The 24,900-nt window shown below is 64.7% G+C and carries 38 protein-coding genes and 1 pseudogene; 16 read left to right on the top strand and 23 right to left on the bottom strand.

What is annotated here, in order from left to right:
• Position 1: 1 nt before the first annotated feature.
• Positions 2 to 979, bottom strand: coding sequence for a YqaJ viral recombinase family protein (locus tag J2S75_RS02115; RefSeq protein ID WP_307017743.1), 978 nt, complete (start codon positions 977 to 979; stop codon positions 2 to 4).
• 371 nt (positions 980 to 1,350) lie between these two features.
• Positions 1,351 to 1,965, bottom strand: coding sequence for a helix-turn-helix domain-containing protein (locus J2S75_RS02110; RefSeq protein ID WP_307017741.1), 615 nt, complete (start codon positions 1,963 to 1,965; stop codon positions 1,351 to 1,353).
• A gap of 116 nt (positions 1,966 to 2,081) precedes the next feature.
• On the opposite strand from J2S75_RS02110, the gene J2S75_RS02105 reads away from it, so the two are divergent.
• The 8 genes from J2S75_RS02105 (at position 2,082) to J2S75_RS02075 (ending at position 6,973) form a co-directional block, all read left to right on the top strand.
• Positions 2,082 to 2,369 (top strand): hypothetical protein, encoded by a 288-nt coding sequence (locus J2S75_RS02105; RefSeq protein WP_307017739.1) that lies wholly within the window; start codon positions 2,082 to 2,084, stop codon positions 2,367 to 2,369.
• A 32-nt stretch (positions 2,370 to 2,401) separates the two neighbouring features.
• Positions 2,402 to 2,800, top strand: coding sequence for a hypothetical protein (locus tag J2S75_RS02100; protein WP_307017737.1), 399 nt, complete (start codon positions 2,402 to 2,404; stop codon positions 2,798 to 2,800).
• Positions 2,797 to 3,423 (top strand): hypothetical protein, encoded by a 627-nt coding sequence (locus J2S75_RS02095; protein ID WP_307017735.1) that lies wholly within the window; start codon positions 2,797 to 2,799, stop codon positions 3,421 to 3,423. The genes J2S75_RS02100 and J2S75_RS02095 overlap by 4 nt, the downstream gene beginning before the upstream one ends.
• Before the next feature lie 41 nt (positions 3,424 to 3,464).
• Positions 3,465 to 4,022: an MT-A70 family methyltransferase gene (locus J2S75_RS02090; protein ID WP_307017733.1), complete on the top strand. Its 558-nt coding sequence runs from the start codon at positions 3,465 to 3,467 to the stop codon at positions 4,020 to 4,022.
• Positions 4,019 to 4,339, top strand: coding sequence for an NrdR family transcriptional regulator (locus J2S75_RS22450; protein ID WP_370874069.1), 321 nt, complete (start codon positions 4,019 to 4,021; stop codon positions 4,337 to 4,339). Before J2S75_RS02090 ends, J2S75_RS22450 begins: the two co-directional genes overlap by 4 nt.
• The gene (locus J2S75_RS02085) at positions 4,336 to 4,611 is read left to right on the top strand and encodes a hypothetical protein (RefSeq protein ID WP_307017731.1); all 276 of its coding nucleotides are present in this window, start codon (positions 4,336 to 4,338) and stop codon (positions 4,609 to 4,611) included. Before J2S75_RS22450 ends, J2S75_RS02085 begins: the two co-directional genes overlap by 4 nt.
• 89 nt (positions 4,612 to 4,700) lie before the next feature.
• A complete protein-coding gene (locus tag J2S75_RS02080; RefSeq protein ID WP_307017729.1) occupies positions 4,701 to 5,000 on the top strand; it encodes a hypothetical protein in 300 nt (99 codons plus the stop codon).
• On the top strand, positions 4,997 to 6,973 hold the full coding sequence (locus J2S75_RS02075; RefSeq protein WP_307017727.1) for a DNA cytosine methyltransferase: 1,977 nt from the start codon (positions 4,997 to 4,999) through the stop codon (positions 6,971 to 6,973). Before J2S75_RS02080 ends, J2S75_RS02075 begins: the two co-directional genes overlap by 4 nt.
• Before the next feature lie 20 nt (positions 6,974 to 6,993).
• Here the strand turns inward: J2S75_RS02075 and J2S75_RS02070 are convergent, their stop codons facing one another.
• The gene (locus J2S75_RS02070) at positions 6,994 to 7,347 is read right to left on the bottom strand and encodes a hypothetical protein (protein ID WP_307017725.1); all 354 of its coding nucleotides are present in this window, start codon (positions 7,345 to 7,347) and stop codon (positions 6,994 to 6,996) included.
• Positions 7,348 to 7,433: 86 nt separating this feature from the next.
• Between J2S75_RS02070 and J2S75_RS02065 the strand changes: the two genes are divergently transcribed.
• The 4 genes from J2S75_RS02065 to J2S75_RS02050 are packed head-to-tail and all read left to right on the top strand — an operon-like array spanning position 7,434 to position 11,432.
• Positions 7,434 to 8,582 carry a DUF7146 domain-containing protein gene (locus J2S75_RS02065; RefSeq protein ID WP_307017723.1) on the top strand — a complete coding sequence of 383 codons (1,149 nt, stop codon included), beginning with the start codon at positions 7,434 to 7,436 and terminating at the stop codon, positions 8,580 to 8,582.
• Positions 8,579 to 9,925, top strand: coding sequence for an AAA family ATPase (locus J2S75_RS02060; RefSeq protein WP_307017721.1), 1,347 nt, complete (start codon positions 8,579 to 8,581; stop codon positions 9,923 to 9,925). Before J2S75_RS02065 ends, J2S75_RS02060 begins: the two co-directional genes overlap by 4 nt.
• Before the next feature lie 14 nt (positions 9,926 to 9,939).
• A complete protein-coding gene (locus J2S75_RS02055; protein ID WP_307017719.1) occupies positions 9,940 to 10,539 on the top strand; it encodes a DUF6362 family protein in 600 nt (199 codons plus the stop codon).
• Positions 10,540 to 10,595: 56 nt separating this feature from the next.
• Positions 10,596 to 11,432 (top strand): hypothetical protein, encoded by an 837-nt coding sequence (locus J2S75_RS02050; protein WP_307017717.1) that lies wholly within the window; start codon positions 10,596 to 10,598, stop codon positions 11,430 to 11,432.
• 240 nt (positions 11,433 to 11,672) lie between these two features.
• Here the strand turns inward: J2S75_RS02050 and J2S75_RS02045 are convergent, their stop codons facing one another.
• The 3 genes from J2S75_RS02045 to J2S75_RS02035 are packed head-to-tail and all read right to left on the bottom strand — an operon-like array spanning position 11,673 to position 12,901.
• A complete protein-coding gene (locus J2S75_RS02045; protein ID WP_307017715.1) occupies positions 11,673 to 12,347 on the bottom strand; it encodes a hypothetical protein in 675 nt (224 codons plus the stop codon).
• A 10-nt stretch (positions 12,348 to 12,357) separates the two neighbouring features.
• Positions 12,358 to 12,675, bottom strand: a complete 318-nt coding sequence (locus J2S75_RS02040; protein ID WP_307017713.1) for a signal recognition particle — start codon at positions 12,673 to 12,675, stop codon at positions 12,358 to 12,360.
• A gap of 16 nt (positions 12,676 to 12,691) precedes the next feature.
• Entirely contained in the window at positions 12,692 to 12,901 is a 210-nt protein-coding gene (locus tag J2S75_RS02035; RefSeq protein ID WP_307017711.1) for a hypothetical protein, read from the bottom strand.
• A gap of 72 nt (positions 12,902 to 12,973) precedes the next feature.
• Here J2S75_RS02035 and J2S75_RS02030 point away from each other — a divergent pair, with 72 nt between their 5' ends.
• Positions 12,974 to 13,489 carry a hypothetical protein gene (locus J2S75_RS02030; protein ID WP_307017709.1) on the top strand — a complete coding sequence of 172 codons (516 nt, stop codon included), beginning with the start codon at positions 12,974 to 12,976 and terminating at the stop codon, positions 13,487 to 13,489.
• Positions 13,490 to 13,682: 193 nt separating this feature from the next.
• Here J2S75_RS02030 and J2S75_RS02025 read toward each other — a convergent pair whose 3' ends face one another.
• The 17 genes and pseudogenes from J2S75_RS02025 to J2S75_RS01945 form a co-directional block, all read right to left on the bottom strand.
• Positions 13,683 to 13,997, bottom strand: a complete 315-nt coding sequence (locus tag J2S75_RS02025) for a hypothetical protein (RefSeq protein ID WP_307017707.1) — start codon at positions 13,995 to 13,997, stop codon at positions 13,683 to 13,685.
• Positions 13,925 to 15,248 (bottom strand): annotated as a pseudogene (locus tag J2S75_RS02020) (helicase HerA-like domain-containing protein). The gene J2S75_RS02025 and the pseudogene J2S75_RS02020 overlap by 73 nt, the downstream one beginning before the upstream one ends.
• Positions 15,249 to 15,279: 31 nt before the next feature.
• The gene (locus J2S75_RS02015; RefSeq protein WP_307017706.1) at positions 15,280 to 15,606 is read right to left on the bottom strand and encodes a hypothetical protein; all 327 of its coding nucleotides are present in this window, start codon (positions 15,604 to 15,606) and stop codon (positions 15,280 to 15,282) included.
• A gap of 17 nt (positions 15,607 to 15,623) precedes the next feature.
• Entirely contained in the window at positions 15,624 to 15,872 is a 249-nt protein-coding gene (locus J2S75_RS02010; RefSeq protein WP_307017705.1) for a hypothetical protein, read from the bottom strand.
• Positions 15,872 to 16,993, bottom strand: a complete 1,122-nt coding sequence (gene dnaN, locus J2S75_RS02005) for a DNA polymerase III subunit beta (protein WP_307017703.1) — start codon at positions 16,991 to 16,993, stop codon at positions 15,872 to 15,874. Before dnaN ends, J2S75_RS02010 begins: the two co-directional genes overlap by 1 nt.
• Positions 16,994 to 17,147: 154 nt before the next feature.
• Positions 17,148 to 17,657 (bottom strand): hypothetical protein, encoded by a 510-nt coding sequence (locus J2S75_RS02000; protein WP_307017700.1) that lies wholly within the window; start codon positions 17,655 to 17,657, stop codon positions 17,148 to 17,150.
• A 73-nt stretch (positions 17,658 to 17,730) separates the two neighbouring features.
• On the bottom strand, positions 17,731 to 18,015 hold the full coding sequence (locus J2S75_RS01995; protein WP_307017698.1) for a DUF5983 family protein: 285 nt from the start codon (positions 18,013 to 18,015) through the stop codon (positions 17,731 to 17,733).
• Positions 18,008 to 18,292: a hypothetical protein gene (locus J2S75_RS01990; protein WP_307017696.1), complete on the bottom strand. Its 285-nt coding sequence runs from the start codon at positions 18,290 to 18,292 to the stop codon at positions 18,008 to 18,010. Before J2S75_RS01990 ends, J2S75_RS01995 begins: the two co-directional genes overlap by 8 nt.
• Positions 18,293 to 18,592: 300 nt before the next feature.
• A complete protein-coding gene (locus tag J2S75_RS01985; protein ID WP_307017694.1) occupies positions 18,593 to 18,943 on the bottom strand; it encodes a hypothetical protein in 351 nt (116 codons plus the stop codon).
• Positions 18,936 to 19,529, bottom strand: coding sequence for a hypothetical protein (locus J2S75_RS01980; RefSeq protein ID WP_307017692.1), 594 nt, complete (start codon positions 19,527 to 19,529; stop codon positions 18,936 to 18,938). The genes J2S75_RS01985 and J2S75_RS01980 overlap by 8 nt, the downstream gene beginning before the upstream one ends.
• A gap of 2 nt (positions 19,530 to 19,531) precedes the next feature.
• Positions 19,532 to 19,762: a hypothetical protein gene (locus J2S75_RS01975; RefSeq protein ID WP_307017690.1), complete on the bottom strand. Its 231-nt coding sequence runs from the start codon at positions 19,760 to 19,762 to the stop codon at positions 19,532 to 19,534.
• Positions 19,763 to 19,765: 3 nt separating this feature from the next.
• The gene (locus J2S75_RS01970) at positions 19,766 to 20,626 is read right to left on the bottom strand and encodes a hypothetical protein (RefSeq protein WP_307017688.1); all 861 of its coding nucleotides are present in this window, start codon (positions 20,624 to 20,626) and stop codon (positions 19,766 to 19,768) included.
• Between the two features lie 38 nt (positions 20,627 to 20,664).
• Entirely contained in the window at positions 20,665 to 20,994 is a 330-nt protein-coding gene (locus tag J2S75_RS01965; protein ID WP_307017686.1) for a hypothetical protein, read from the bottom strand.
• 7 nt (positions 20,995 to 21,001) lie between these two features.
• Entirely contained in the window at positions 21,002 to 21,133 is a 132-nt protein-coding gene (locus J2S75_RS01960; RefSeq protein ID WP_307017683.1) for a hypothetical protein, read from the bottom strand.
• Between the two features lie 302 nt (positions 21,134 to 21,435).
• A complete protein-coding gene (locus J2S75_RS01955) occupies positions 21,436 to 21,675 on the bottom strand; it encodes a hypothetical protein (protein WP_307017681.1) in 240 nt (79 codons plus the stop codon).
• Positions 21,672 to 21,869 (bottom strand): hypothetical protein, encoded by a 198-nt coding sequence (locus J2S75_RS01950; RefSeq protein WP_307017679.1) that lies wholly within the window; start codon positions 21,867 to 21,869, stop codon positions 21,672 to 21,674. The genes J2S75_RS01955 and J2S75_RS01950 overlap by 4 nt, the downstream gene beginning before the upstream one ends.
• Before the next feature lie 7 nt (positions 21,870 to 21,876).
• Positions 21,877 to 22,173 (bottom strand): hypothetical protein, encoded by a 297-nt coding sequence (locus J2S75_RS01945; protein WP_307017677.1) that lies wholly within the window; start codon positions 22,171 to 22,173, stop codon positions 21,877 to 21,879.
• Between the two features lie 677 nt (positions 22,174 to 22,850).
• Here J2S75_RS01945 and J2S75_RS01940 point away from each other — a divergent pair.
• The 3 genes from J2S75_RS01940 to J2S75_RS01930 all read left to right on the top strand — a co-directional run bounded on the left by J2S75_RS01940 (position 22,851) and on the right by J2S75_RS01930 (position 24,899).
• Positions 22,851 to 23,342 carry a hypothetical protein gene (locus tag J2S75_RS01940; RefSeq protein ID WP_307017675.1) on the top strand — a complete coding sequence of 164 codons (492 nt, stop codon included), beginning with the start codon at positions 22,851 to 22,853 and terminating at the stop codon, positions 23,340 to 23,342.
• Positions 23,343 to 23,754: 412 nt separating this feature from the next.
• Positions 23,755 to 23,952, top strand: coding sequence for a hypothetical protein (locus J2S75_RS01935; protein ID WP_307017673.1), 198 nt, complete (start codon positions 23,755 to 23,757; stop codon positions 23,950 to 23,952).
• A 401-nt stretch (positions 23,953 to 24,353) separates the two neighbouring features.
• Positions 24,354 to 24,899 carry a hypothetical protein gene (locus tag J2S75_RS01930; protein ID WP_307017671.1) on the top strand — a complete coding sequence of 182 codons (546 nt, stop codon included), beginning with the start codon at positions 24,354 to 24,356 and terminating at the stop codon, positions 24,897 to 24,899.
• The last annotated feature ends 1 nt before the right edge of the window (position 24,900 follow it).

The raw sequence follows: 24,900 nt of genomic DNA, 5'->3' as shown, positions 1-24,900 counted from the left end.
GTCAGAACTCGTCGTCGGCCGGTGCGCTGCTTCCGGCGCCAGCGCCGGGCTTCACCTTCACGGTGCGATAGCTGCTCGGCTTGACCTCGTAGCCCTTGCGGTGCGTGGTCTTGGCCGAGACCTGCGTGCCGTCGGCCGTGAGGCCTACCGTCGCGTTGCCGAGCATGCTGATGATCTCGGTATCGATGACACGGCGTTCCTTCTCGGCAGCCGCACCCTTCTGTTCGTCCACCTTCAACTCCGCCCGCCGGGCAAGGAGTTCGACGATCCGGTTGCCGGTGATCTGCACGGAGGACCCGTCGTCCTGCGCATAGAGCCGATGGATAAGCGCGGCGTCCTTTGCAAAATCGACGTCGGGCTCGCGGTCTTCCTCGATCATGGTCCAGAAGTTCCGCGCCTGGTTGCGGATCTTCTTGATCATCGCTTCATGGATGGGGATCTCGATCACCGGCAGCTCGATGCCGTGGTCGACCACAAGCGGGGCAACCGCTCCCCACGAAGCGCCAGCCAGATGCGCTTCGGTGAGGGTCTGCAGGACGATCCAGAGCGGAGGCGTCACCTCCCGCGTCTCGGGGTCGATCCATTTGCGGCGGAAATGATCGGCCTGAACCGACTTGATCTGCACCACACCGGGGCCCCTCGTGGGGCAGTCGGCGAACACGTCGACCGTTGCGCCGAGATTGACGGAAGGGTCGCGGAGATAGACCGCATTCGGTCCGGTATTGTGAGTGATCGACCATTGCGGCCGTTCTTCCCGGAGAAGCTGAACAGCAACCGGCTCCAGGAGCCGTCCGCGCTTCATCGGGTCGCTCTCTTCCGGATCCTCGTGCGTCAGGCCGGCCTTGAGGGCGTAGACGCCATACGGCGTCTGGTAGTCATGCACGCCGAAGAGGGCGCCGACGACGGAAGCCGTAATGTCGTTCTTGCGGAGGTCGAGCCATTGCTCGCGAGTGCCCGCTGTGATGCGCTCAATAAGCATGAGCGCCCCCAGCAGCCGCATAGGCGGCCGTGCGAGATGAGGTCATGTGCTACTCTGCCTGGGAGCGACGCGAGCCATTCCCGCGTCGATTTGCAGAGTGTGTTGCAAGTCGAGTTGTTTTCCAACTCTCAGGGCGCGTTTTTTATTGAAATTTTTTTGCAGGCGGTGACGTGAATTTGGCACAAGTCCTGCTACGCCCGGGCGAATGTTCGCCAGAACGAATTTGTAAAATGCGGGCTTTGCGCAGGACTCAGTGTTTGGTGAGGGGGCGCCTTGAAGCGCCCCTCACACTGACTAGGTGATTGTATTAATTAACAAACTAAGGGCGCGCGCATAATGCGCTCGTGCGAGCGCGCGCAGGAAAGGCTCCGTCAGTAAAGGCGGAAAGTGGCGGCCACCACTCCCACGACGCGCGCCTCGATCCCGGAGCTGCTCTGAGACGTCTCGAGGCCCGGCGACCACGGACGAATCACGATCTGGACCTCGTTGAGCGACTTTCGGTGAAGCTCCACGACCACGGGATTGTTCAGGGGTGGAGTGCCTACCTGCTGCTCGTAGTCCTGCATGTCCACGGCCAGGACGAACATGCCGTCCTCCAAGCCGTCGGACGGTTCGCCGCGGAAAATGTAGGCGATCTGCCGCCCCCGATAGCGGCCGTCCGGCTGGATGAGAACTCGACCCTTGCTGGTGGTGGACGGACGGCGCCACGCACCGTCCTCGATCACGCCCGCGACCGGAACGCCGGCATCGGCGTCAGTGCTGGACGCCGCGGGCGGCGAACCAATTTCGTCAGATGCGCCCGTGAGATACTCGACCGAGCATTGGAGCGATCGGGCGAGGGCCAGCAACGTTTTCTGCTGCGGCTTCTGCTTTCGGCCTTCGAGAAGATCGTAGACGAAATTGCGGTGCAGCCCGGCCCTCTGAGCCGCCTCCCACTGAGAGATGTTCAGGGCGTTAAGTCGTTCTTGCACGCGCGATTTCAGCATTTTCCCCTCGAAATGATTACCTCCAGTTCCGAATGTTTCTCGCACTTCGACCAATTTTTCAAGCGCGAGCGGGATTGAAATCGCCTGCCTGATGTGTTGTTTTACAACTCATGAGCATGCGAGACACACTGATTCACAACATCGAGGCTCTGGTCGCCGCCTATGGCGGCCACATCCCGATCAGCGTCAGTCGTGCGCTGAAAGCGATCGGTATGAAGCAGTACGACGCTTCCCACATCAGCCGCGTCGTCGCCAACCGCAGCAACTTCACCATCGAGCTCTATGACCGCGTCATCCAGGCGTTTTCTGACGCCTGGCCCAAGGGCGTGAGCTGGCCCGATGGGATCGAACGTCCTCCCGCGTCTGACGCGGCGGGTCGCAGTGACGACAGCGCCGCCGCCTAAGCGGCGTTCCCCCTCACCCCAGGAACATCACCATGGCGAAGAAAGCGAAGCCGAACACAGGTTCGGTCGACCGGGAAACTATTGCCGAATTCGAGAAGCGCTATCAGACCCTTGTGGACGAGATGGCGAGCATGAAGGGCTCGTACATGTCGGACTGCAAGTCGGTCCGCGGCGAGATGAAAGACCTCCTCGTCGAGGCCAAGGACCGCGGCGTCGCCCTCAAGCCGTTCAAGGCGCGGCTGAAGGTCGTCACGCTGCGCAAGAAGATCGACGAGATCCGGGACGCGCTTGAAGCAGAGGACGCCAAGCTCTTCGATTACTACGACGGCGAGGAGCCGGCGGCGAAGAAGGCGCCGGGCAAGCGCGCGGCGGCAGAGCAGGCCGCTGACACGGAAGCGCTCAGCGACTTCGAGGCTGGGACGTACCAGTGAGCACGTCGGCGAACCAGCGCACCCTCGCGCTCGACATCGCGTCGTCCACCGGCTGGGCTTACGGCGTCCCAGGGGAGGTGCCGCGCGCCGGCACCATCCGCTTCGCGCCGCCTGGCTCCTCCCCCGGCGCAGTCGGGCGCGGGATGATGCGCTGGTTCGCCGACTTCACGAAGGTCTTCCCCACCGATCGGATCTTCTTCGAGGCGCCCTTCGACCCACGGAAGATGGGGATGCGCACGAACATGCAGACCTCCCGCATCTTGCTGGGCTTGGTCTTCCTGATCGAGACGCTCGGGCAGGCGAAGGGCATCTACGACATCAGCGAAACAGAGGTGGCGGACGTCCGGAAGCACTTCATCGGCTGCAATCCGCCAGGCGATAAGGGCAAGGTGGCGGTGCAGGCGCGCTGCCGCCAACTCGGATGGAAGTTCGACAGCGAGGACGCCGCGGATGCCCTCGCCGTCTGGTCCTACGCCTGCGCCATCGTCGCGCCGAAGACCGCGATCGCCACCACTCACCTTTTCCAGCCGCGCGCCGCCGGCGCGATCTCGAATGCTCCCGCGATGGGCACGAGGGAGGCGCTACTGCGCCGGCTCGACGACATTGAGGACATCCCGCAGTGAGGTCGTGGCCTTTCGAACCGCTTCGCATATTCGGCTACGACGTGGTGGAGGCCGATCCGCCCTGGCACTTTGATTTGTACTCCGCCAAGGGCGTGGAAAAGTCGCCACAGGCGCAGTACGCGACCATGTCGCTGGACGACATCAAGGCCCTGCCGGTGGGCCATCTGCTGGCCCCCGGTGGCGTCTGCATCATGTGGACGACATGGCCCCTGGTCGCGATCGGCGCCCACGTCGAGGTCGTTCGCGGGTGGGGTCTTGAGCCTGTCACCGGCGGCGGTTGGGCCAAGCGTACGCCAAGCGGCAAGCTCCGCTGGGGCACGGGCTACTCGCTGCGTTCGCTGCATGAACCTTTCATCCTCTCCAAGCTGCCTGGCGCGAAATGGAAGGGCGCCGGCTTCCCCAATCTCGTCGAGACGCTCGAGGCGGATTCACTCGACGGGTTGGCGCGGGAGCACTCCCGCAAGCCCGATGAATTCTATGCCCGCTGTGAGGCGGCGTGGCCCGAGGCACGCCGCGCCTCCCTCTTCTCGCGTCAGACCCGCCCCGGTTGGGACGTCTGGGGCAACGAGGCCACGAAGTTCGACAAGGTGGCCTCATGAAGTGTCGGTGCGGCGGCGAGCTACACGCGCTGGAGACCCGTGACGGTCCTCTCAACACCATCAGGCGGCGTCGCCAGTGCAGCACATGCGGCCAGCGGGTCACGACCCACGAAGCGATCGGCGAACCTGATGTCGACGTCCTGCGGCGCCATAGGAAGACGCGTCGCGAGAGCGCACGACGCCAGTGGGCGAAGCTCTCACCCGACGAGAGGCGCGCGCGCACAAAGCGCAAAAAACTGCGCATGGCCGCGCGCCGCGAGGCGCGGGAGACGGGCGAGCCGGTCGATCAGATCTATGCCCGCTGGGGGTGCGCATGAGCGATCTTCCCAGCGACTGGCCGCCGAACTGGCCGGCACCGCGCGTCAGCATGCGGGACATGTTCAACGCCCTCAGCATTGAGCGTGCCGGCCTGATCCGCCGCCACAAGGCGCTCGTCGACTCCGGCGACTGCCCCCAGCCGGACGAGGGCATCATGAAGCGCGCCCTCGCGCTCCATAGGGCCGAGCGATTCATCCTCAAATGCTCCCCCTACATCGAGCAGGTGAACGATCTCGTGCGCCGCCTCCAGACGCGGGGGCCTCGCGGATGAAGAAGCCACCTGCAGAGCGCCCTCCCCGCGCCCGCAAGCGCGCAACCCGCCGGCGCACCGCCTCCTACTCGGTCCCGATGAAGGTCCGCATGGCTTACTTGGCCGGCATGGGCCGCTCCGGTCGGCAGATCGCGGACGAGGTCGGTGTCGAGGATCCCCAGCGGGTCCGAGCCGCGCTGCGCGCCATGGGCCTCAAGCTGCTGCGGGAGCCCGGGGCGATGGAGCTGATCATGGTGCGCGTGCCGCGCCCGGTTGCCGTTGCGGCCACTGAGCTCGCGGACCGCTCCGAAACGACCTTGGAAGACTTCGCTGCCCGCGTCCTCGCGCTGATGTGCCTGGAGGAGCGGGTGATGCTTCAGAACCTCTTGGATACCGGACAGGCCGAATGACCGAAGTCGAGATCCTCCACTTCCACATCTGCTGCGGCCTCGGCGGCGGCGCTAAGGGCTTCAACAAGGGGCAGGCGCGCGTCGGCTCCATGGTCGCGAAGTTCCGCTGCATCGGCGGCATCGACAGCGACGCCGCCGCGATCCGGGATTTCACCCACGCTGCCGGCGTGCAGGGGACGGTGCTCGATATCTTCGATCGGCGCCAGTATGTCGCCTTTCATGGCAAGGAGCCGCCGCCGGAGTGGCGCGAGGCCACCACTGCCGACTATCACCGCGCCGCCGGCGGCGAGCGGCCGCACATCGTATTCGCGTCGTTCCCGTGCAAGGGCTTCTCCGGCCTCCTCTCCGAGACCAAGAGCCTGACCACGAAATACACCGCGCTCAACAGCCTCAGCTTCCGCGGACTGTGGCTGGCGCTGGAGGCGTGGAAGGACGACCCGCCGGAGTTCTTCATCTTCGAGAACGTGCCCCGCATCGCCACGCGCGGCCGGCACTTCGTTGACCAACTCGTCGCCCTGCTGCGCAGCTACGGGTATGTCGTCGCCGAGACCACGCACGACTGCGGCGTGATCGGCGGCCTGGCGCAGAGCCGCAAGCGATTCCTGATGGTGGCGCGACACGCGAAGAAGGTGCCGCCCTTCCTCTATGAGCCGCCCAAGCGCCGGCTGCGCGGCGTCGGCGAGATCCTCGAGAAGCTCCCGCTTCCGGGCGACGAAGGGCGCGGCGGCCCGATGCACCGCGTGCCCTCCCTGCAGTGGAAGACGTGGGTCCGTCTGGCCTTCGTCGAAGCCGGCTCGGACTGGCGGTCGCTGAACCGGCTGAACGTGACCGACGGCAATCTCGCCGACTACGGCATCGCGTCGGACACCGGCTGGCAGGCTGGCGTGCTGGGCGTCCAGTCGTGGGCCCGGCACAGCGGCACGGTGACGGGGCGGGGTAGCCCGACGAACGGCACCTTCGCCGTGGCCGACCCGCGCGCGCCCGACGGCGCGCTGCAATATGGCAATTTCGGCGTCCGGGACTGGAGCGAGACGACTGGCGCCGTGATCAACGTGAAGTCGCCCGGCCAAGGCGGGTTCGCCGTGTCGGATCCGCGCATGGAGGGCCCGCCGCGTTTCAACAACGTGTTCCGCATCGTGCCGTGGGGCGGGACCTCGCCGGCCATTGCTGGCCCGGGCGGACCCGCCGGCGGCCTGGCGGTCGCCGATCCCCGGCCAGCAGAGCGCGACGACTACAAGCAGACGAAATACCGCGTCACGCGGATGGATGAGGCATCGGGCGTGGTCATCAGCGCATCGACTACGGGCAATGGAGCGTTCGCCGTCGCGGACCCTCGGACCGGTTATCCTGAAGGGACCCACCAGAACAAGATGGCGGTGCAGGAGTGGCTCGGGCCTTCAAAGGCGGTGATCGGGTCCGATCGCGTCGGATCTGGCGCGCTCTGCGTCGCTGATCCCCGGCCGGCCGCCCTCAGCCGCGAGGACCGGAAGGATTATCTGACGGGCGGGCACTACGGCGTCACGGGCTGGGACGAGAGCAGCGGCGCGGTGCCGGCGTTCGCCAAGAACAACAACGGCCATTGGTCGGTTGCCGACCCGCGCGCGCCGGACGCTGTCCTCGCCGAGCTCGCGGCGCTGCCGGAAGCGAGCACGAACCTTGTCGCCGTCATCCGGGCGCTCGACGGGACCTGGCACCGGCCTTTCACGACGCTGGAGCTCGCCGCTCTGCAGAGTCTCGTGGATCCGGAGACGCTCTTCACCCTGGAAGGCCGGTCCGATTCCGCGTGGCGCGAGCGCATCGGCAACGCGGTCCCGCCGGAAGCTGCGGCCTCGATCGCCTCCGTCATGGGCCGCACGCTCCTGCTCGCCTGGGCGGGCGAGAGCTTCATGCTTTCGGCGGACCCGATATGGGTGCAGCCGCTCACCGTGGCGCTGTCAGTGGAAGTGCCTGACTTCTGCGAGGCAGTTCAGTGATGCGTGAGATACCCCAGCCTTCACTGGGCTCTTCCGAGCTCTATCGCCTCCGAAAGGCGATCGACAGCGATCCTCAGAGTTTTCTTCGCGTCAGCAAGAGCGGTAGGGCTCAATTTTCCGCGTTCGGCCATATGGCCCAACAGGAGATCCAGCTGAACCACCAGTGCTTCGGCGTGCTTTGCGATCAGATCGGCAGGCGGCTGGTCTCCAGTTGTCGTTGCCGAGATCAAAGGGCCAATCGAGCGGGCGGTGCGCAAAATTGCATAGGCGAAATTTTCCGGAATTGCGAAGTGGCCGGCATAAATGAGAGCGGTCTCGGCGAGGTCGCGCAGACCTTCGGCCGCGTTGAGCACTTCACCATCGATCGACGTCATCAGAAAATCCTCCCCGCTGGATACCTCTCTGATTGTGAGCACGAGCCGCTTCGCTGTCGAGATGCCCATCGGCCAAGGCTCGACCGATGATCTCCGAAGCCCAAAAGCAGGATCTCCGTGACCGGAACCCCGTGACCAGCGTGGCTGGGCAGTGGGTCCGCCTGCGCCGCGGCGGCGCCAAGGGCGCCATGGTCGGGCCCTGCCCGCTTCACTCCACCGACCCGCAGGCCAAGGACAGCACCTCATTCGAATGCTGGGAGGATGGCTGGGTCTGCGCCACCTGCGCCGACGGCGGCGACGTCTTCAAGCTGGTCATGCTGCACGAAGAGGTCGGCTTCATGGAGGCCGTGCGCATTCTGGGCGGCGCGGAAGAGGTGGACCCCGAGGTTGCGGCCCGGCGCCAGCGGGAGGCGGAAGAGAAGAGGGCGAAGGACGAGGCGGCGGAGCGTCAGCGCCGCGAGAAGGAGATGACGCGCTGCGAGCGGCTGTTCGACCGCGCGAAACCGATCGCCGGCACATTGGCCCAAGCCTACCTTGAATCGCGTGGGCTTGCGGTCGACCCCTCGTGGACGTTCGACCTGCGCTTCATGCGCGGCTTGCCCTATTACGGCTTCGCCACCACTGAGGCGGAGGACCGCGAGCCGCTCGGCGACTTCCCTGTGATGCTGGCGGCGATCCGCGACCACCAAGGCCGACTAATCGGCGTGCATCGAACCTTCCTCGAGGCGGGCACCGGCCTGAAGCTGAAGCCGCCCGGCGACCGGGGCCGGAACAAGGCCAAGAAGATCTCTGGCGAACAGATGGGTGGTCTCATTCGCCTTTCGGCTATGGGGCCTCGGCTCGCCATGGGCGAAGGGATCGAGACGTCCCGCTCCTGGCGTGTGCTGCGCCCGGCTGGCGGGCGGGAGTGGGCCGTCGCGGCCGCCGTTTCGCTCGGCAACCTCTCCGGCCGCGCCGCCGTCACCCGCGACCACCCGAGCGCGCGGATGCCCAGCGGCAGGCCCATGAGGGTGCCGGCCGAACCGGACTTCGACAGCCCGGGCATTGTGCTGCCGGCGGGCGTGGAAACCGTCGCCATCCTCGGCGATGGCGATTCAGAGCCGGTGATGACCAAGGCCCGGCTACTGATGGGCGGGCGGCGCTTTGAAAGGCAAGGGGCGAAGGTGCTCTACGACATGGCGCCGGTCGGCGCCGACTTCAACGACGTGCTGGCGGTGCGGGGGAAGGCGTCATGACCGATGTCGACGACGACCTCATGGAGGCCGACGCCTTCGAATATCAGCACGAGGAAGAGATCAAGGCGGCCTGGCGGCCGAAGCTCCGCACGGTGCGCTGGCGCGACCTGGACGCCGCCGGCGCCGAGAGCGAATGGCTCGTCTACAACGTGTTCACCGCCTGCGCGGTGTCGCTGATCGTTGGACCGAGCCAGCACGGCAAGAGCTTCTTCGCGGTCGAGTACGGCATGTGCGTCGCGCGCGGCGAGGAGTTCTTCGGTCATCCGACGGTGCAGGGCGGCGTGCTCTACATCGCGGCGGAGAGCGGCGGCGGCATCAAGAAGCGCCTGCGGGCCTACCGCTCCTGGAACGAGGTGCCGGCGGGCGCCGACATCCCGTTCAATTTCCTCCCCGGCAAGTTCAACCTCTTCGCCGGCGACGACGACACCAATTCGCTGATCGAGGACGGGCGGCACTGGAACGAGCTCTTCATGGAGGAGTTTGGCGTGCCGCTCCGCCTGATCGTCGTCGACACGTTCTCCGCCGCGACGCCCGGCGCGGACGAAAACAGCGCCCGCGACATCACCCCGGTCCTCGCCCGCGCGACGCGCATCTCGGAAGAGCTCGGCGTCGCGGTGACCATCGTCCACCACGCCAATGCCGGCGGCACCAAGCCGCGCGGCCACACCGCGATTTTCGCAAACGTCGAGAATGTCGTCTCGGTCGAGCTTTCGGAGAAGCGTGTCGACGAGGACGGCCGCCAGATCCGCTACGCCAAGGTGACGAAGCAGAAGGACGCCGAGGCCGGCGCCACATGGCCGTTCGTTCTGCGCGCCGTCGAGGTGGGGCGCGACCAGATGGGGAAGCCAGTCACGTCCTGCGTCTGCGTGCCGCCGAACCAGGACATCGACGTCTCCGGCCCGGCGGACGGCGGGTTCGCCGCCAGCGAACGGGATCGGCAGTTCCTCCAGTGCGTGCTCGACGCCATGAAGCAGGACGGCCAGACCCCGCCGACCGACCTGCCCTGCCCCGGACGGATCACGCAGGCGGTCACCGTCAACACGGTGAAGAAGCTCTTCTGGTCGCGCTATTCCGCCGGCGAGGAGGGCGACGAAGAGGTCAAGAAGGATGCGCTCCGGCAGCGCTGGAAGCGCGCCCATGACCGCATGGTCCAGTACGGCATCATCGGTTCCCACGAGGCGCCCGGCAGCAACCTCGCGTGGTTCTGGATCACCGGGAAGCCGGTGAAGGGGATGTCGATGGGCGGCGAGAGGAAGCAGGCCGCGCCCACCGAGCAAGAGCGCTCACTAGCAAACCTGTCGGCGGACGACGAGGCCGACTTCTTGAGCGGCTTTGGGCAGTGAAGGAAGCGAAATCCATGGGCGGCGTCACGCAATTCGAAATCGATGTCACGGAAGACGACGAAGGCGTCACGGACGCCGACGTGCAGGCCATGGCCGCGCTGGTGGCGACGAGCCCGGCCGGTGTCGGGGAGGAGTGGGACCTCGAGACGGTCAAGGACCGCTTGGTCGAAGCCATCAAGCTGGTCCAGCGCACCACCCGCCGCGCCGGCCCGGGTGGCTATGGCCGCGCCATGCCGGATTACGAATATTCGGGTATCGACATCTGGTACCAGAAGACGCAGGAGGCGTGGGAGCGCGAGCACGGCGACCGCGAGCGCAACCGCCCCACGATCAGCGCTACCAGCGATGAGATCCGTGAAGCCGACGAGGCGCTGGCGTGGATCCCCCGGTTCGTCCCGCTCGAGCACGTTCGCCGCGCCCTCAATACCTGGCTGCTCGCCAAGGCCACGCGCCGGCCGTGGAAGAAGGTGACGAAAGAGCTGGGCTTGATTCACCGGACTGCCATCGCCCGCCGCGACCGCGCCCTAGCGCTCATCGTCTACGGGCTGACGCAGCAATCACTGGAGGCAGCCGCCCGCGATCGCCACTCTCAAAAGTTCGATAGCCTCGAATAGTGGGGACAATACCGTTCTCCGGCAGAATGATCAGTGGCATGCTAGGTTTGCTACGAATGACGGAGTTCGACGGGATGAATCTCGAGAGTCAGGTACGCCGGGCGGCTCAATTGGCTATCGCCATATCGACACTGTCTTTAATTGTTTCAATAGCATATGAAGTCGGATATTTTTTCCAACTTGACTATCGTTTTATTTCTATTTTGTCCGTTAGCGACTTTCTTAGACTAGGTTTATTATGGATGCCCCTAGTGGCAATTATTGTTCTGTCGATAATTTATTTATTTGGAAATTCGGCTGATGCGATTTTGACTATTACGAAAAATAGAATTATTGTATCTCTATTATCAGTGGCTCCACGCATATCGTCTGTCGTGGTGGTGTTTTTATGTATTCTGATAGCACTGGTTATGGCAATCGCTGATGACATGAGCTCATTTATTTCAGCTCTCGCTTTATTAATTGCAAGCACAATCAACGCAGTGAATATATTTTATATCAACCGATCGCAGCTAGTCGGAGTCGACAAGGTTATTTATTTTTCTCCCTTAGTGTTGGCGTATTCTCTGATGTTTGGGGCATGGGGAGCCGATAAAGACATGAATAAGGAGTCAGGGCCGTATGTCGAAATTGAGTCTGAGAGTAACACTTCATCAAGGCCGAGATGGATATTATTGAAGACGATGGAAAATGGAGTGCTTGTGTCTCGTCTAGGATATCGAGAATACGCCTTTTATGACTGGTCTCGTGTGGGTCGCATATTCTCTGTTGTGAACGGGTGCGAATCATTTCGCTTTGTGCGCCGTAAGTCATTTTTCGAAACATATTTATCGTCAGGCGAACCTACAGCCACCTGCGAGCTGCATCGACGTTTTATGACTGACCCGAAATAATCATCCAATGCATGCAGGGCCGAATGATCGGTGCCGTATGGCACTTCGTCGGATTCCGCGGCGACGAGTTCTGGTCGACCGTCCGGATCTGGGGGCCGCCCGATTTCATTCATCGGAAATGGGACCAGCGCGCTCGGCGCGGGATCGTTCCAGGCGCCGTGCTAATTTTTGCGACCGGATCGGAGGCTGACCCGCCGAGCTGGTGGAATGGAAGCGACCTCGGCGAATAACTCCCAACCCCTACTCGCCCAACACAGGGATGGGAGCCCTTCGCCAGTATTCAAACTGGTCACGAAAATGCGCCATATTAATCGGGCCATCGTCACCGCGGGCAACGTTTGCCAATTCGATAGCTTCTGCCACTACATCAACCATCTGCTGAGGAACTAAGGATTTATCTCTTAGGTGCTTGGCTTCATTAAACATGAGCTGCATATCAGACCGGATACTGTAACCAATAAGGCGCATGGTTTGGACATCTATCGCTGCGTTGGTTGACGGCAGCCGCTCCACCATTAGGCGGTCAAGTAGTGAAAGTGAGGAATTAAGAGAAAACAAGGGGTCTGATGAACGGTGCATTCGAAGATGACCTTGTTGAACGAACGCGATAAAATCAGAGGCTTGTTCTGCAATAGATTTAAAAATATCTGCTGCTATTTCATAGTTGATAACGCGGTGATTTCGGTCCTCAGCTTCCGCCCTAACCCGGTCTTCGAGCCTCGCCCGCGTGTCGGCGTGCCCCTGTTGAAACGCAACAATGATCGCGATGACGGCCCCAACTGCCTGTGCCCAACCCGCCCAATCACCTGCATCCATGTTGACGATGCCGCTCCAGACGTGGCCGACGGCGGCCCCTACGGTCCCTGCAATATGGTGCAGGACTGGCCATATCGGATCTCCGATGAGGCTCGACATTCCCGCCACCCTACTCGATGAAACCGTAAGCCTTCGCGGCGCGCCGAACCTGAGAGCAGTGGGCGACCTTCGCTGAGGCGGTCAGGTCGCGGATTCGATACTCGCTTCCCGATGTCATGAGATTCAGCGTCGTGGGGAACTCGATATCGTCAGCCTTCACCTTCTTGGCGATCAGTGCCTCGATTGCTTCCGGCCGGTAGGTAAGCCCGCACAGGTTCTCCGAGGCAAGCATATTGCCGAGGTGGGTCGCGAAATCGATGGAGTCGGCCGATGTTAGGGACGGACCGGCGACGCAGAGCGCCGCGGCAAGAAGAGCGGGCTTCATCATTATCGGATCGCATCCGTTACGAGTGGGAATAGATCAGGAAACCAAGCGCCCAAAGCACGCTTAGGCCGATGGCCACCACGAAGAGCTTCCCGACGAAATTCATGGTGTTGTCGACAGCCCGTCCGATTCCCGCTGCGACGTGTGCCGGCAGGAACCAGTTGCCGAGAATCTTGAACGTTGCGAAGACGCAAATGAGGGCGATGAAACCCAGAACGACGATCAACATGGCAGCCTCCCGCGCGGTAAGGTTGCGCAGGTCAATCGTTACCGTCAAGAGTGGGGCCAGGCGGAGGACGAAGTGGAACTGGTAGAAGCTGCCTTCGAAGACGTTCGCGCAAGACACAGCGCGACTGTGGATCACGTTCGCGCCTTCGAAGCGCAGGCCCTTTCTCTATTGGGGACATGTTCGACCCTCGCCGTGGGTTGCGCATCTGGCGTTGCCGTCGGCCTCGCCCCAGACACGATCATACCGGGCGCGGCGTCCTCGGCGCTGGCTGGAGCCTGTTGCTCTTTGGTCGTCGGAAGTATTTTTTGTGTAGGCGTTCTTTCGTCGACGCCGCTATCGCTGCCGGGGCGCGAGGTCGAATTCTGGAGATTAGCTCTTGTTCAGACGGCGCGAAGCAAGTCCGATATACTATCGGAATTTCTAAGGGTATCCGAGGTTTCAATTAACGAAAATTGCTCTCTAATTGAAAAGTTATCTCACAAAATGAAGCGCGCTCGCGGCGCTCTTTTGTTGTCGCCGATTGCCGCCGCGACATCTGCGGCGGCCTTTATCTACATCCAACGCGTCGCTAATCTTTGCGGATCGTGACCTCCGTGAAGCGGTCGGAGATGACCGGCCGTTCCTGGCGCTGTACTAAGCGATCCAGTGGAGCCCACGTGCCCCCCGCTGGGGTCTCTCCGCCCGAGGACGTCTGTCCAGTGGTGGGACCGCCCTGGGGCGTCGGCTGCGGAGCCGGTTGCTGCTCATTTTCCACTTCAACGCCCTCCTAGAAATGATGGCACTACAGATTACCTTCACCGTGGATCATGTCGAGGCGCTTGTAGGGGTAAGTCCCCAACTCCGGTCGCAGATTGTCTCCCCGGATCATCTCCGCCGCCGCCGCCCGCGCCGCCGCCACGGCGGCCGGCACTTGGAGCATGCGCAGCACAGGCGCGGTCCACGGCGGGATGTCCTGCGTGCCGGCGAGCCAGCGCTCCACCACCTCCAGCCGGGTGCCGAATATCCGGGCGAAGGTCTGCGGCGTCATGTCGGCGTCGCGGAGCCCGGCGCGGAACTGGTCAGCGGTGAGGCGGTCGTATTCGAAGCGCGGCGCCATGACGGGACCTCCTCTGCTTTCGCGGCCTGTTCGGCCTGGTTGCTCTCGATCCGCGCGCGGAAGGCGGCGAACATCTCGTCTCGGTTGGCGAAGGTCGCGCCGTAGCGCTCGGCGAGCGGATCCTGGCGGATCATCTCCATCCGCTGGGCGAACTTGATCGGCCCGACGTGCGCGGCCGGCATGTCCACCTTGATCTTGTCGACGGCGCTGGGCACGCCGGTGGCGTCGAGGAAGGACACCAGCGCCTCGCCCGTGCCCATCTCTGTGATCTCGCGCTCGGCGTTGATGGTCGGGTTCTGACGAAAGGTCTCGGCCGCGGTGCGCACGGCGCGCGTCGCGCGGGGTGAAGGCGCGCAGCGCATGTTGCACGCGGTTGCCGAGCTGTGACAGGACCGATGGCGGCACGTCGAGCGGGTGCTGCGTCACGAAGTAGACGCCGACAGCCTTGGAGCGGATCAGGCGGACGGTGCGCTCGATCGTCTCCAGCAGCGTCTTGGAAGCGCCGTCGAACAGCAGGTGCGCCTCGTCGAGGAACAGGACCAGCTTCGGCTTGTCGAGGTCGCCGGCCTCCGGGAGGATCGCGAACAGGCGCAGCAACAGCCACAGCAGGAAAGCGCCATAGGTGCGCGGCGAATCCATCAGCCGATCGGCGGCCAGCAGGTTGATGATGCCGCGCCCGTCTGGTGCCGTGGCGAGCAAATCCTCAACCCGAAACGATGGCTCGCCGAAGAGGTGACCGCCGCCTTGCCCTTCCAGCACCAGCATTGAGCGCTGGATGGCGCCAACCGACGTGGCGGTGACGTTGCCGTGCCGGATCCGCAACTCTTCCCGGTGGTCCAGCATGTCGGTCACGCTGGCGCGCAGCCCGTTCATGTCCATCATGTAGGCGGGGCCGGGGTGGAAATCGGGATCGGCCAGCCAGCGGAAGGCGATGTGCAGGAGGCCTTCCTGCGTGACGTTCAGCCCCAGTAGCCGCGCCACCAGGTCCGGACCCATCTCGTCGACCGACGTCTTGATGGGCATCCCCTGCTCGCCGAAGATATCCCAGAACCGGGCCGGAAAGCCCGTGGAAATGCCGGACAGATCGCCCTTCACGTCGCAGGCGAAGACCGGCACGCCGGCGGCGCCGAAGCCCTCGGCGAGCTTCTGCAGGGTGACGGTCTTGCCGGAGCCGGTGGTGCCGGTAACGAGGCCGTGGCGGTTGGCATACTTGAGGGCGATGCCGTGGCCCGGGGCGAGATCGACTCGCATCTTTTGGTTCTCCACAATTGGAGGAGCCGATTCAGTCGGTCGAGAACTCTCGCAGCTTCGCCGTCGCTTCGCCACCCCGTGTCATCTTAACGGGTTTGCCGGCGGTTTCGACCATCATGCCGTCCGAGCGTCGACGGACCGACTGCCGTCTGACAACGACCGGATGCCAAACCGATTCGTCGACGAGCTGCCACTCCTCGATTTCGACGATGAGCACATCCACATCCGCTTGGTAATTGTTCCATCTGGAGACGGCGCTGTCGTAATCGTTGCCGTCGAAAACGTAATGCTCTTTGCCCGTCGAAAGTCTGAGCACAACGACATGCCATCGCTTGGCGTCCAAACCCGATTGTTCCATTCTCGTCCTCCGCAGCTTTAATTGCCTTCGAAATAGTCTAGCTCGTCGCCCGTTACGGCAGCGCTAATGGGAGCAGTGTTTGGCACGGTCGTGATCATGCTCACTGGCGTGCCGACCCCGTCGACCCGGACGCTGTAGGGGCCGATGATCGCGTCGACCGTGCCGGCGAACCGCTGGCCTGCGGCGTCGACGCCCTCGACCTTGGTGCCGACCGGGAACGGGTATGGCACCCGCTCCCAGCCCGCGCGATGGCTTTCCGCCGCCATCACACGCGCATCGGCATGACGACATAGCGGGTGGCAGCGCCGCAGCCCTGGACGACGGCCGGCGACCCAGCGTCGCCGAACCGAAACTCGACCGCTTCCGTATCGGTGGCATCGAGGATCGCCAGCACGTATGCCGAGTTGAACCCGATGTGGAGCTCGTCGCCGGTGACGAGGGCCGGGACAGCCATTTCGGCCCTGCCCATTTCGGGATTGCTGACGGAGAGCGTCACCCGTCCGGCCTCGATGAGGAACCGCGCCGCGCGGCCGCGCTCTGACTGGATTGCCGACACGGCCTTGACCGCTGCGATCATGGCCTTGCGGTCGACGACGGCGAAGGTGGTGCCCTCGCGCGGCATCACGCGGCCATAGTCGGGATAGGTGCCTTCAACCAGCTTGGTGATGACGTCGACATTGCCGACCGTGATCGCCGCCTTGACGGTGTTGACGAGCACGCGCGCGGTGGTGGCGACGCCCTTGGACTTGAGCACCTTGATGAGGAAGGCGACTGTCTGGCGCGGGATGATGCAGCCCCAGCCGGCCCCGGCACCCTCCATCGGAATGTCGTGCAGGGCGAGCTTGTGCCCGTCCGTCGCGACGAAGCGGATCCCGCCGCCCTCCGGGATGGGGTGCATGAATACGCCATTGAGATAGTACCGCGCCTCCTCCGTCGACATGGCGAGGCTGATGGCCTCCAGACCTTCGCGTAGCGCGGCGCTGGCGATATCGAATTGCGCGTGGATTTCCCCTTCGACCTTCATTTCGGGGAACTGTTCCACCGGGAGGCCCGCCATGCTCACGCGCAGCCCCTCGAAGTCGAGCGCGTTGCCACCGGCGGCGTCGACGTCGAGCGCGACGTGATCGGTCGGCGGCGCCTTACCTTCAACCGTCTTCAGCGCGTGAATCGGAACCGTGGTGGCAAACCGTTCGTCGATGCAGGCCTCCGGCAGGCGGACGGTCACCTGGCGATCCAGATCCGTCGTGCGAAGCATGGCGCCGCCCTCGGGGTGTGCCGTCAAGAGCGCGTTGGCGAGGATGGCGTCCCTCGTCCGCCGCGCGACGATGTCGCTGGCGATAGCAACGGCGGGACGCAGGTCGGCGCGGGAAACGATGGTGGTGGTCATGCGGGTGTTCTCCTTTTGCTTTGCCACAATTGGCGGTCGTTCAATGGCGGGAGACGCGGCGGTTTCGCGGGCCGGCGCCGGCTCCCATGTCCGGCCACGAGCTAATAAGGTGAGGCGCTCCATGTCGGGCCTCAACGCGGCGAGCGGGTGCTGCTCATCGCGCCTTCACCGGCAAGCCCCAGAGCTGGCCGAGGTGCTCCGCAATCGCCCATGCTCGCGCCTTGTCGCCGGCCGGGCCGTCCGTGATGCACTCGCACCCGGCATGCGTGTCGGTCGGGCGATAGTGGCCGTAGACGGACCAGAATTGCGCGTCAGCGTCGTCGCAGCCTTCCACGCACGTACCGAAGCGCGCCCGCTCCTCCTCCGTCCAACCCTCCTCCGAATGGACATCGCGGCACCCGCCGACTTCCAGCCAGTCAAAGCGCGCCACCTCCTCCCGTGTGGGGCCCTTGCCGCCGGACCAGCAGTTGAAGAGCTCGGCGTCGGTGAAGACGAATCCCTTTCGCGCCGCCAGCATGGCGCGGCCCATGGCGTAGGCGTCGCGGGCGATGGCGTCCCGAATGTGGTCGTCACCGGCGCGCATCGTGGGCATATGCTGGCCCGCGGACGTGGCGATGATGACCGCCGGCAGCGCCTGGCCGGCGTGCCAGTCGAGCAGGGACATGCCCCAAATCTCAGGCTCTTGCCGGTAAGCCGGCGCGACGTGCTGGGGGAAAGCCGGGCCGCCATCGGTGCGCTCACTCGTCATCGAACACCTCCAGTCCTTCGACCGTGTCGGCGTCGCCGTCGAACAGCAGGTAGTCGCAGCCGAGGGACCGGGCGAAGCGCCGGCAGGCGGTGACCTCTGGAGGCCATCCCTCGTCCGTCTCGTCGTCTTCGTGGTCGCCGGCCCAGACGAAGAACCCGTACTCGGTGGGGTGGACGTGGCCCGGCGCGGCGAGCCCCCATTCGGCGCGCGTGCGCGGCTTCATATGCGCCGTCGACAGGTCGAGGAAGCGCCGAACGTTCGGGTGCTCAGGCATGGTTGTCGCCCTCCTCGGCGCCTTGATATTCGGGATAGTCCGCGCTCGCGATCACCTCGTGCGCCGTCGCATAGGTCCGGCCCCAGCTCGCCGCGTTCTTCCAAGAGCCGTGGGAGGTGTGCCACCAGATCGGGCCGTCGCCGCTAAGCTCCCAACCGACAGATCGAGCGGCGCTGGCATAGATGGCGTCTGCGCCCTCAACGGCGTCGATCTCTGCCAGCGTCTTGCGGGCTTCGTCCCGGGCGCCGTTGCCAGCCCAGCCAGCGCGTGCAGCCATCTCGTCGACTTCCCGTAGCAGCGCGCGCAGCGCGGCCTCAAGATTCGGCGCAAGCCAGGCCGCGCCCTCGTCGCAGGAAATGACGCGCCCGCCGAAGCCGTCCTTCCCTCATGCTGGTCGCACCAGGCGTTCGGGTCGTCGCCTTCGGGCACTTCGTTGGCGATGTAATCGGCGCGCATGGCGAGGCGGGCCAGCTTCTTCGCCTCTGGGTGATTTCGGGCGCGGACATAGGTGCCCCAATCGCCTTGATCGGAGTCGCTGTCGCACCAGGCGATCACGACGGCGAAGACCTTGAGCGTGTCAGCCATCGGCCCGGCCCTCCGCCTTCGCGATGGCGTCCACGACCTCCCGAAAGGCGCCGCCGATACCCTCGCCGCGCGTCGCGTTGTAGTAGCGATGGATGCCGAGGCGCTCCATGTCATCCCGGATCGTCTTGAGCGCAGCCAGCATGTGGGGCGCCGCAACGCGCACCGGGCTGTTACGGATCGGGTGCAGGAAGTCAGGCGCGCACTTTGTCGGCGCCGCGTCGCCGTCAAATTGCACGTCCACCCAGCCATTGCGGACGATGCCGAGCACGACACCCACGCGGCCATTGTTCGACGCCACGGGCCCGCCGGAATAGACGACGGTCATTCCCTCGATATCAGCCATTGGCGTGGCCCTCCGCTTTGGCGATGATCCCGGCCGCGCGTTCAGCGAAGTCACCGAACCATTCGACCATATCGCCGCCGTTGATTTCTTCGTCGGTGTCGATCTCGGGCCAAGCTTCGAGTGCGCCTTTCAGAAGCGCCAGCATGTCGCCGGCCGCATCGCGGACGGGATCAGCGGGCGCGCCGGCGATGGCCGCGCGGATCGTCGCCAGTAGGTCCGCAATGCCTTCCTGTGTTTCGTCGTCCTCGAAGCCGGCGATGAAGGATTCGGCCCGGCGCAATGCCTCCGCAGCAGGATCGGCGGGCACACTGGCGGCCTCGATGGCGGCTCTGGCGCGCAGCCGCGCCGCCGCGTCGGTCGGGCGCGTGAGAAGGTCGTGCAGCGCGTCAATCAGGGCGTCCCTATGGCGCGCCGTCTCAGGCGCTGCGGCGATCAGCGCGGCGCGCGCTTGGAGCTGGTCGAGCGTCGCGCCACGGGAGCCGCCGGGGCAACACACGACGGTGTTGCCGTCGGCATCGTTTACCACGAGGTTTTCCCAGCCTTCGGCGCGCCACGGCCCGCGAATGTGATCGGTTACAACAGGCATGGTCAGGCCTCCAGCAGCGGCGGCAGCCACACGGCGCGCCAGCGGTAGCAGTTGAGGACGATGGAGCGGTTCCGGCGGTCCGGGCGCTTGTAGTGCCACGGCCAGCGGCCGGCCGGGCGGGTGCATTCCGCGTCGCGGTAGGCGACGACGTCAGGGCGGCGCGCGTCCGGCGCATATTTGCGCAAGACCGGGTCCGTGGTCGGCTCGCGCCGGAGGTAGAGAGGGAGGAGCATCGTTCAGCCCTCCCCGTCTTCGGCCGCTCTGAAATCCTCCGGCGACCAGAGGAAGCCGATTGCCTCCATGTCGGCGCGGAACGCCTGAAGCAGGGCAGGAAGGCGAGCGACAAGCGCGGCGCGCAGGTCGGCAGGCTCGCGGCTCAATTCCTCGTCCGTGGCGTCCGGCCACACGGCCGCATTACGCGCCTTGTCGAGCTCGCGCGCCTTGCCTTCGCCCACGCGGAACCTGCGCCGCCATTCCAGACGGGGAGTTGCCGGCGGGTGCTCGCCGTCGTGGTCTTTCGTCAGGATGAAAAGCGGGACGGTTTCCGCGCCGATGTACTCGCGCCCGGTAGCCGTGTCGGAAATTTTGACGCCCTCGCCGTGCGGGCCGCTTGTGACGGCGACCAACTCCCACACCGGCAGCTTCGTTTTGCCGTTGACGAGTGCGCGACGCTCGCCAGCACGCAGGCCGTTGTGGTCGCGATCGCCAGCGAAATAGACGGTGTTCGCGACGTAGTGCATAGGCCCGTCCGTGCTCACAAGGTGCCAGCGGATCAGGTGCGCGAGTTCCGGGAATACGCGGGCAATCTCTTCGTGCATGCAGCCCCCGGCGAGCATGTCGTCGCGCCGCCGCCGGCTGTCCGCCCAGACCTCGGCAGTGATGGCGAATGTGTTGTGCCCATTGCTCGGGTCGTCGTCGAAGCGCATTTCAACCCGCATGGACGCGGGGCAGCCATAGCCGTTGACCGAGCGCGCTTCGCTTATCCAGCGTTGGCGGAACCAGAGGCCGGGCGCTGGGCCGGGCTTGGTGGTGCGGTGCGTCAGGCGGCCGGGTACTCCACAGACGGAAAGCGCGGCGTCGCTGTCAAAGGTGCTCATGGCTGGTTCTTTCAATTCGGCACAATTGCCGGGGTGGATCAGCGGTTGTTGTCGTCCCTGAACACGGCGCAGTCGTCGTGCCCCAAGTCATTCGCGCATTCGGCGCGGTGCCCGGCCTCCAGGTAGAGGCAGGCCGCGGTATCGCCCTTCATGCAATCCTGCATGAGCGCATCGGAAGGCGCGGCGGCGTATTCGGGATCTATGCCCAGCTCGGCCGCGCGTAACTCGCACACGCTGTCAGTGGTGCATCCGGACTGCGCCAGCACGGCCAGCCGGTCGTGCAGGGGCATCGAGGGCGGGGAAGGCGCGCAGGTGGCGGCATAGGCCACGGCCAGCGCGCCCGCGAGGATCACGGCGGCGCGGTACATGCCAGCGTCACGCGTGAATGAAGCTGTCAGAAAGCGCCATGTGCTTGACCGCGATGCGGCCCTGCCGCGCCATGCGCAGAAGGCGCTTGCGGGCGTCGGCGGTCGCGTCACGGGTCTTGCGGTCAACGATGGTCGGCATGGGAATCCCTTTCTCTGTGTCACGATTGACGGGCTTGCGGCCGGCGGGCGCCGGGCTTATCTTTTCCGGGCAACCGGGGGATTGCTCCCCCGGCGCCTGCTTCAGAAGAACCCGAGGGCGATGGTTATGCAGACCGTCGCCCTCTTCGTTTTCCAGCGCAGGGAGACCGACCAAACCATGGCGGCAACCTCCCTTTCGGAGCCGGCATCCGGCCGGCGCGGCGATTACCCCTTGGCCCGTTCAGCACGGTCCTGCGAGCACTCGGCAAGGCCCACGCGCACGGCATGGGCAAAGCGGAAGGCTCAGGCGAGATTGAATTCGGCGGCCATGAATTGCGCCGTTCCCCATGCGTCGGCCCGGTCGTTGGTGTAGGCCGCAACCGCCTCGGCACGTGCTGGCGGAAGGCCCGGAACCGTGATCCGATATTTGCCCTCGCGCTTGCGGATGGTCAGGCCCAGCGCACGGACTGCCGTAAACAGGGCCGTGTCGTTGCGCGCCGGATTGGCGAGTGCGTCCGCTTGGATCCGCTCCGCAGCGTTCATCGCGAAGCCCTTTCGCGCGCCGCATAAAGCCGTTCGCCCGCCGTGGATCGAGACATATCGCCAGCGGCGACGGCCGCGCGCCGTTCGATCTCGTCCCGCATCCAGCCTTTGGAATCGCGACCTTCAGCGATGAATGTTCCGAGTTCAGCCGTGGTGTAAGACGGGTAGCGGGCGGTAGGAAATGCGCTGTCCATGACGCCCTCACGCCCAATGATCGGCGAGCATGTCGCGGCGGGCGCGCAGCTCCTCGACTTCGATCTGAACCGCCCGGACCTCCGCATAGGTGGCATGGGACATTGCACCCTGCCCCATGCTCACATCCCCCCCGAACATGCGGGCGAAGCCCGCCGCGTCCATATCGAGGCTGTAGAGCACCCGGAGACATTCGACGTTGGTGGCGAACTTCTTGCCGTTGAAGATGCGCCGCGCGGCGGCTTGAATGTGGGGCGCAGCGGGCGGGATGGGTTTGGCCGGCGGGATGGGTGCGGCGGGGTTCATTGGTCTTTTCCTTTGGCACAATTGCCGTCTGTTTCGATAAGAGAGTGTCGCATGTTGGGAGTTGTTTTGCAACTCTATGGGCGAGGAAAACAAACTTTCCTGCATTTATTTTCAGTCGTGGGGGCACGCACAAAGCGCCGCATCGTCTCGACATCGGGCCGCATGGCATGGCGTGCATGCGGTTGCATGTGCGTTGCATCCCCTGCCCTGCTAGGGGCGGTAGGCGGGGCATGGGGTGCCTCTGATGGTCCGGGCGATCCGTGCGCACCCATGGCATAGGGAAGCGCTCCGCGCGCGCTGTCACTCGTTCGCCTGGCACCGTGGCCAGATGACAGGGCGGACACGAGCCGGGCACGCGAGAAGCGAGGCACGGGGCAGGCCCATTTCGCGGGGGCATGTGATGACCGGGTACGCATGGGGTGCGGTGCTTGGTGCTGGATGGTTCGGCGTGAGGCGCGAGCCATAGAGAGCGCGCAGGACGGCAAGGAGCGGGGTTGAGGCAGCGGACTGGCCCCGGGAGGCGCGACGGGCGTCAGCGGCGAAGACTAGGGACCGTACGCGCGCCCCGGCGGAGCGGGAGACCTCGTCGCCCCCGACATCTCGGCGAATTTCGGCTCTAAGAGCCCCTCACCACCGACTGCATTCCTATTCATGCCCGGTTCGACGGACGATATTCCTTGATTGGTGGTGCTGATCCTTGGTATGGTCTGGGCGCGATTGATGAATGGCATCAATCACTTCTGCTGCTGATCGACGTCCTTATCTGGCGAGGAACTTCGATGTCGAAATGTGAAGGCAAGCGCGCGCCCAGCGCCGCTGCGAACGCCCGTACTGTGCTGGGCCAAATCCGGCAGATGCTGCGCGAGGAGACGGTGCTGGAGCGCGAGGAGTTGCGCGCCAGGCTGCGAGCGATGCGGAAGATCTCTGAGTGCGGGTTCGGCGGCCGGCGGGTCTACCTGCTGATCCACTATCTTCGCCGGCGGGGCGAGATCGTCACGACACCCACGCACATCGTAGCCGCAGACCAACTGATCCCCGCGCGGCCTCGTCGGCGAGGCAAACCTGCCGCGGGGAATGGTCCCCGGTGCCGCCGCCGTCGTCTGGCGGCGAAGCGCGAACGGGCGATCCAGCGGCGCCAAGCCGGCGGCAGAAGCAGGGCCGCGGCGTAAACCCGTCAAGCCCTGTCCACGATTTTTAAGCGACTCGCCGTTTCTGACGTTCGATTTTTCGCGTAACCTCATGGCAGGGCAGGAGAAACAGACTCTTAAATCTGGAGGTATCGGCCACGAAAAAACCGCGTCTGCAACAGCAGGTCGTGTTGACGGATGTTACTTTTCCGGGCTTCTCTTCGTGCGGCAACGGTGAGACCTGCGGATATAGCTAACTGACCAAGTCGCTGTGCCAGGGACTGAGGTGAGCGCGCCGTCAGGGCGGCGCTCCAACCACCAACTCGGTATCCCCTTCATAGGGCTCATCGTTGGTTATTAAGTAGGGCGATTGGCTTCGTCACGCTCACCTACGATCGCGTCACGGAATATCCGATCCGTGTCACGCCTCCTCTCGATCACCAAAGGAAGCATCATGACCACGACCGTCGTCGTGAAGGCCAATCATGGCTGGCCTGTGGATGTCACGCGCAAGGATCCCAAGACGGGCGAGCCGCTCTCCGGCGCCGAGCGCGTCGAGGCGAACACCGAGCGGACGTTCCACATCCACAGCGGCATGGATCTCCATGTCCACGAGGTTCAGGACTACGCCAAGGCGCCCGTCGCCGGGTGAGTTCCCAGCGGCGGGCTTCGGCCCGCCAAACCACTGGCGGGGCGCACCCCGCCTAGCGCGCTGCTCTTCCGGCTTTAGCGATGGGGCGTTGCGAAACCAGCGAAGCCGGCGGGCAACGGCGCGTCTGACGACGGCTACAAGCCCGACAATTCAGACGTGGAGCGCCGCGAGAGGCCGCCACTGACAATGACGCCAACGTCCTACGGCGCCCGTCAGAGTTTCGGCCCCGAAGCCACGCCGATCCTTGGACATAGGATCGGAAACAGCGGCTCGCTTCAGAATTCAGGCTCGGAGCGTCATCACGCTTCGGTCGTCTGACCCCGATGTCGGCGCGCTGACGACCCGCGGGCGGAGCCAGACCTCCGCGGCGAGGCGCGCCGGCCACCCCTTTGCGAGCACCCATGATCGAGTTCAAGGTCGACAAGGCAGGCCGAAAGGCGCTGGCCACCCTGGCGCTTGCCCTGCGCAACACACCAGAGATGAAGCGCGGGCTGTCGCGTGCGATGGGCGAGCACCTGCGTCTGCAGGAGCGTCAGGCCGTCACCTTGCTCTCGGCGCAGACCAAGCTCCCGGGCGGGCGCGTCGGCGGCGCCACGCGCATCCGCTTCACGAGCGGCAGCATCGTTGGCCGGCTGCAGGTGCGCGACCAGAGCGTCCCCCTCGGCGAGCTGACCTCTCGCTCTTGGTCCCGCTCCGCTCCCGGTGCCTCGGCCGAGGATTGGAACAGCAAGACCTATGAGGGCACGTTCATCGTGCCGCGTTTTGGCGGGCGCATCTACCGCCGCACCGGCAAGGGGCGCTTCCCCATCCGGAAAGTGTGGGGCCCCCTGCTCCCGAACGAACTGCTGCGTCCGGACATGCCGGCACGCCCGGCGATGGAGCGTCTCGTCGAGAGCGACCTCGCCGCGCGCGCGCTGCGTCACGTTGCGAAGGTCTTCGAGACCTGAC

It is taken from the genome of Ancylobacter polymorphus, assembly GCF_030813495.1.
GTDB lineage: Bacteria > Pseudomonadota > Alphaproteobacteria > Rhizobiales > Xanthobacteraceae > Ancylobacter > Ancylobacter polymorphus.
Note: the sequence above shows the minus strand (reverse complement) of the source record. Positions and strands in the feature narration are given on the sequence as shown.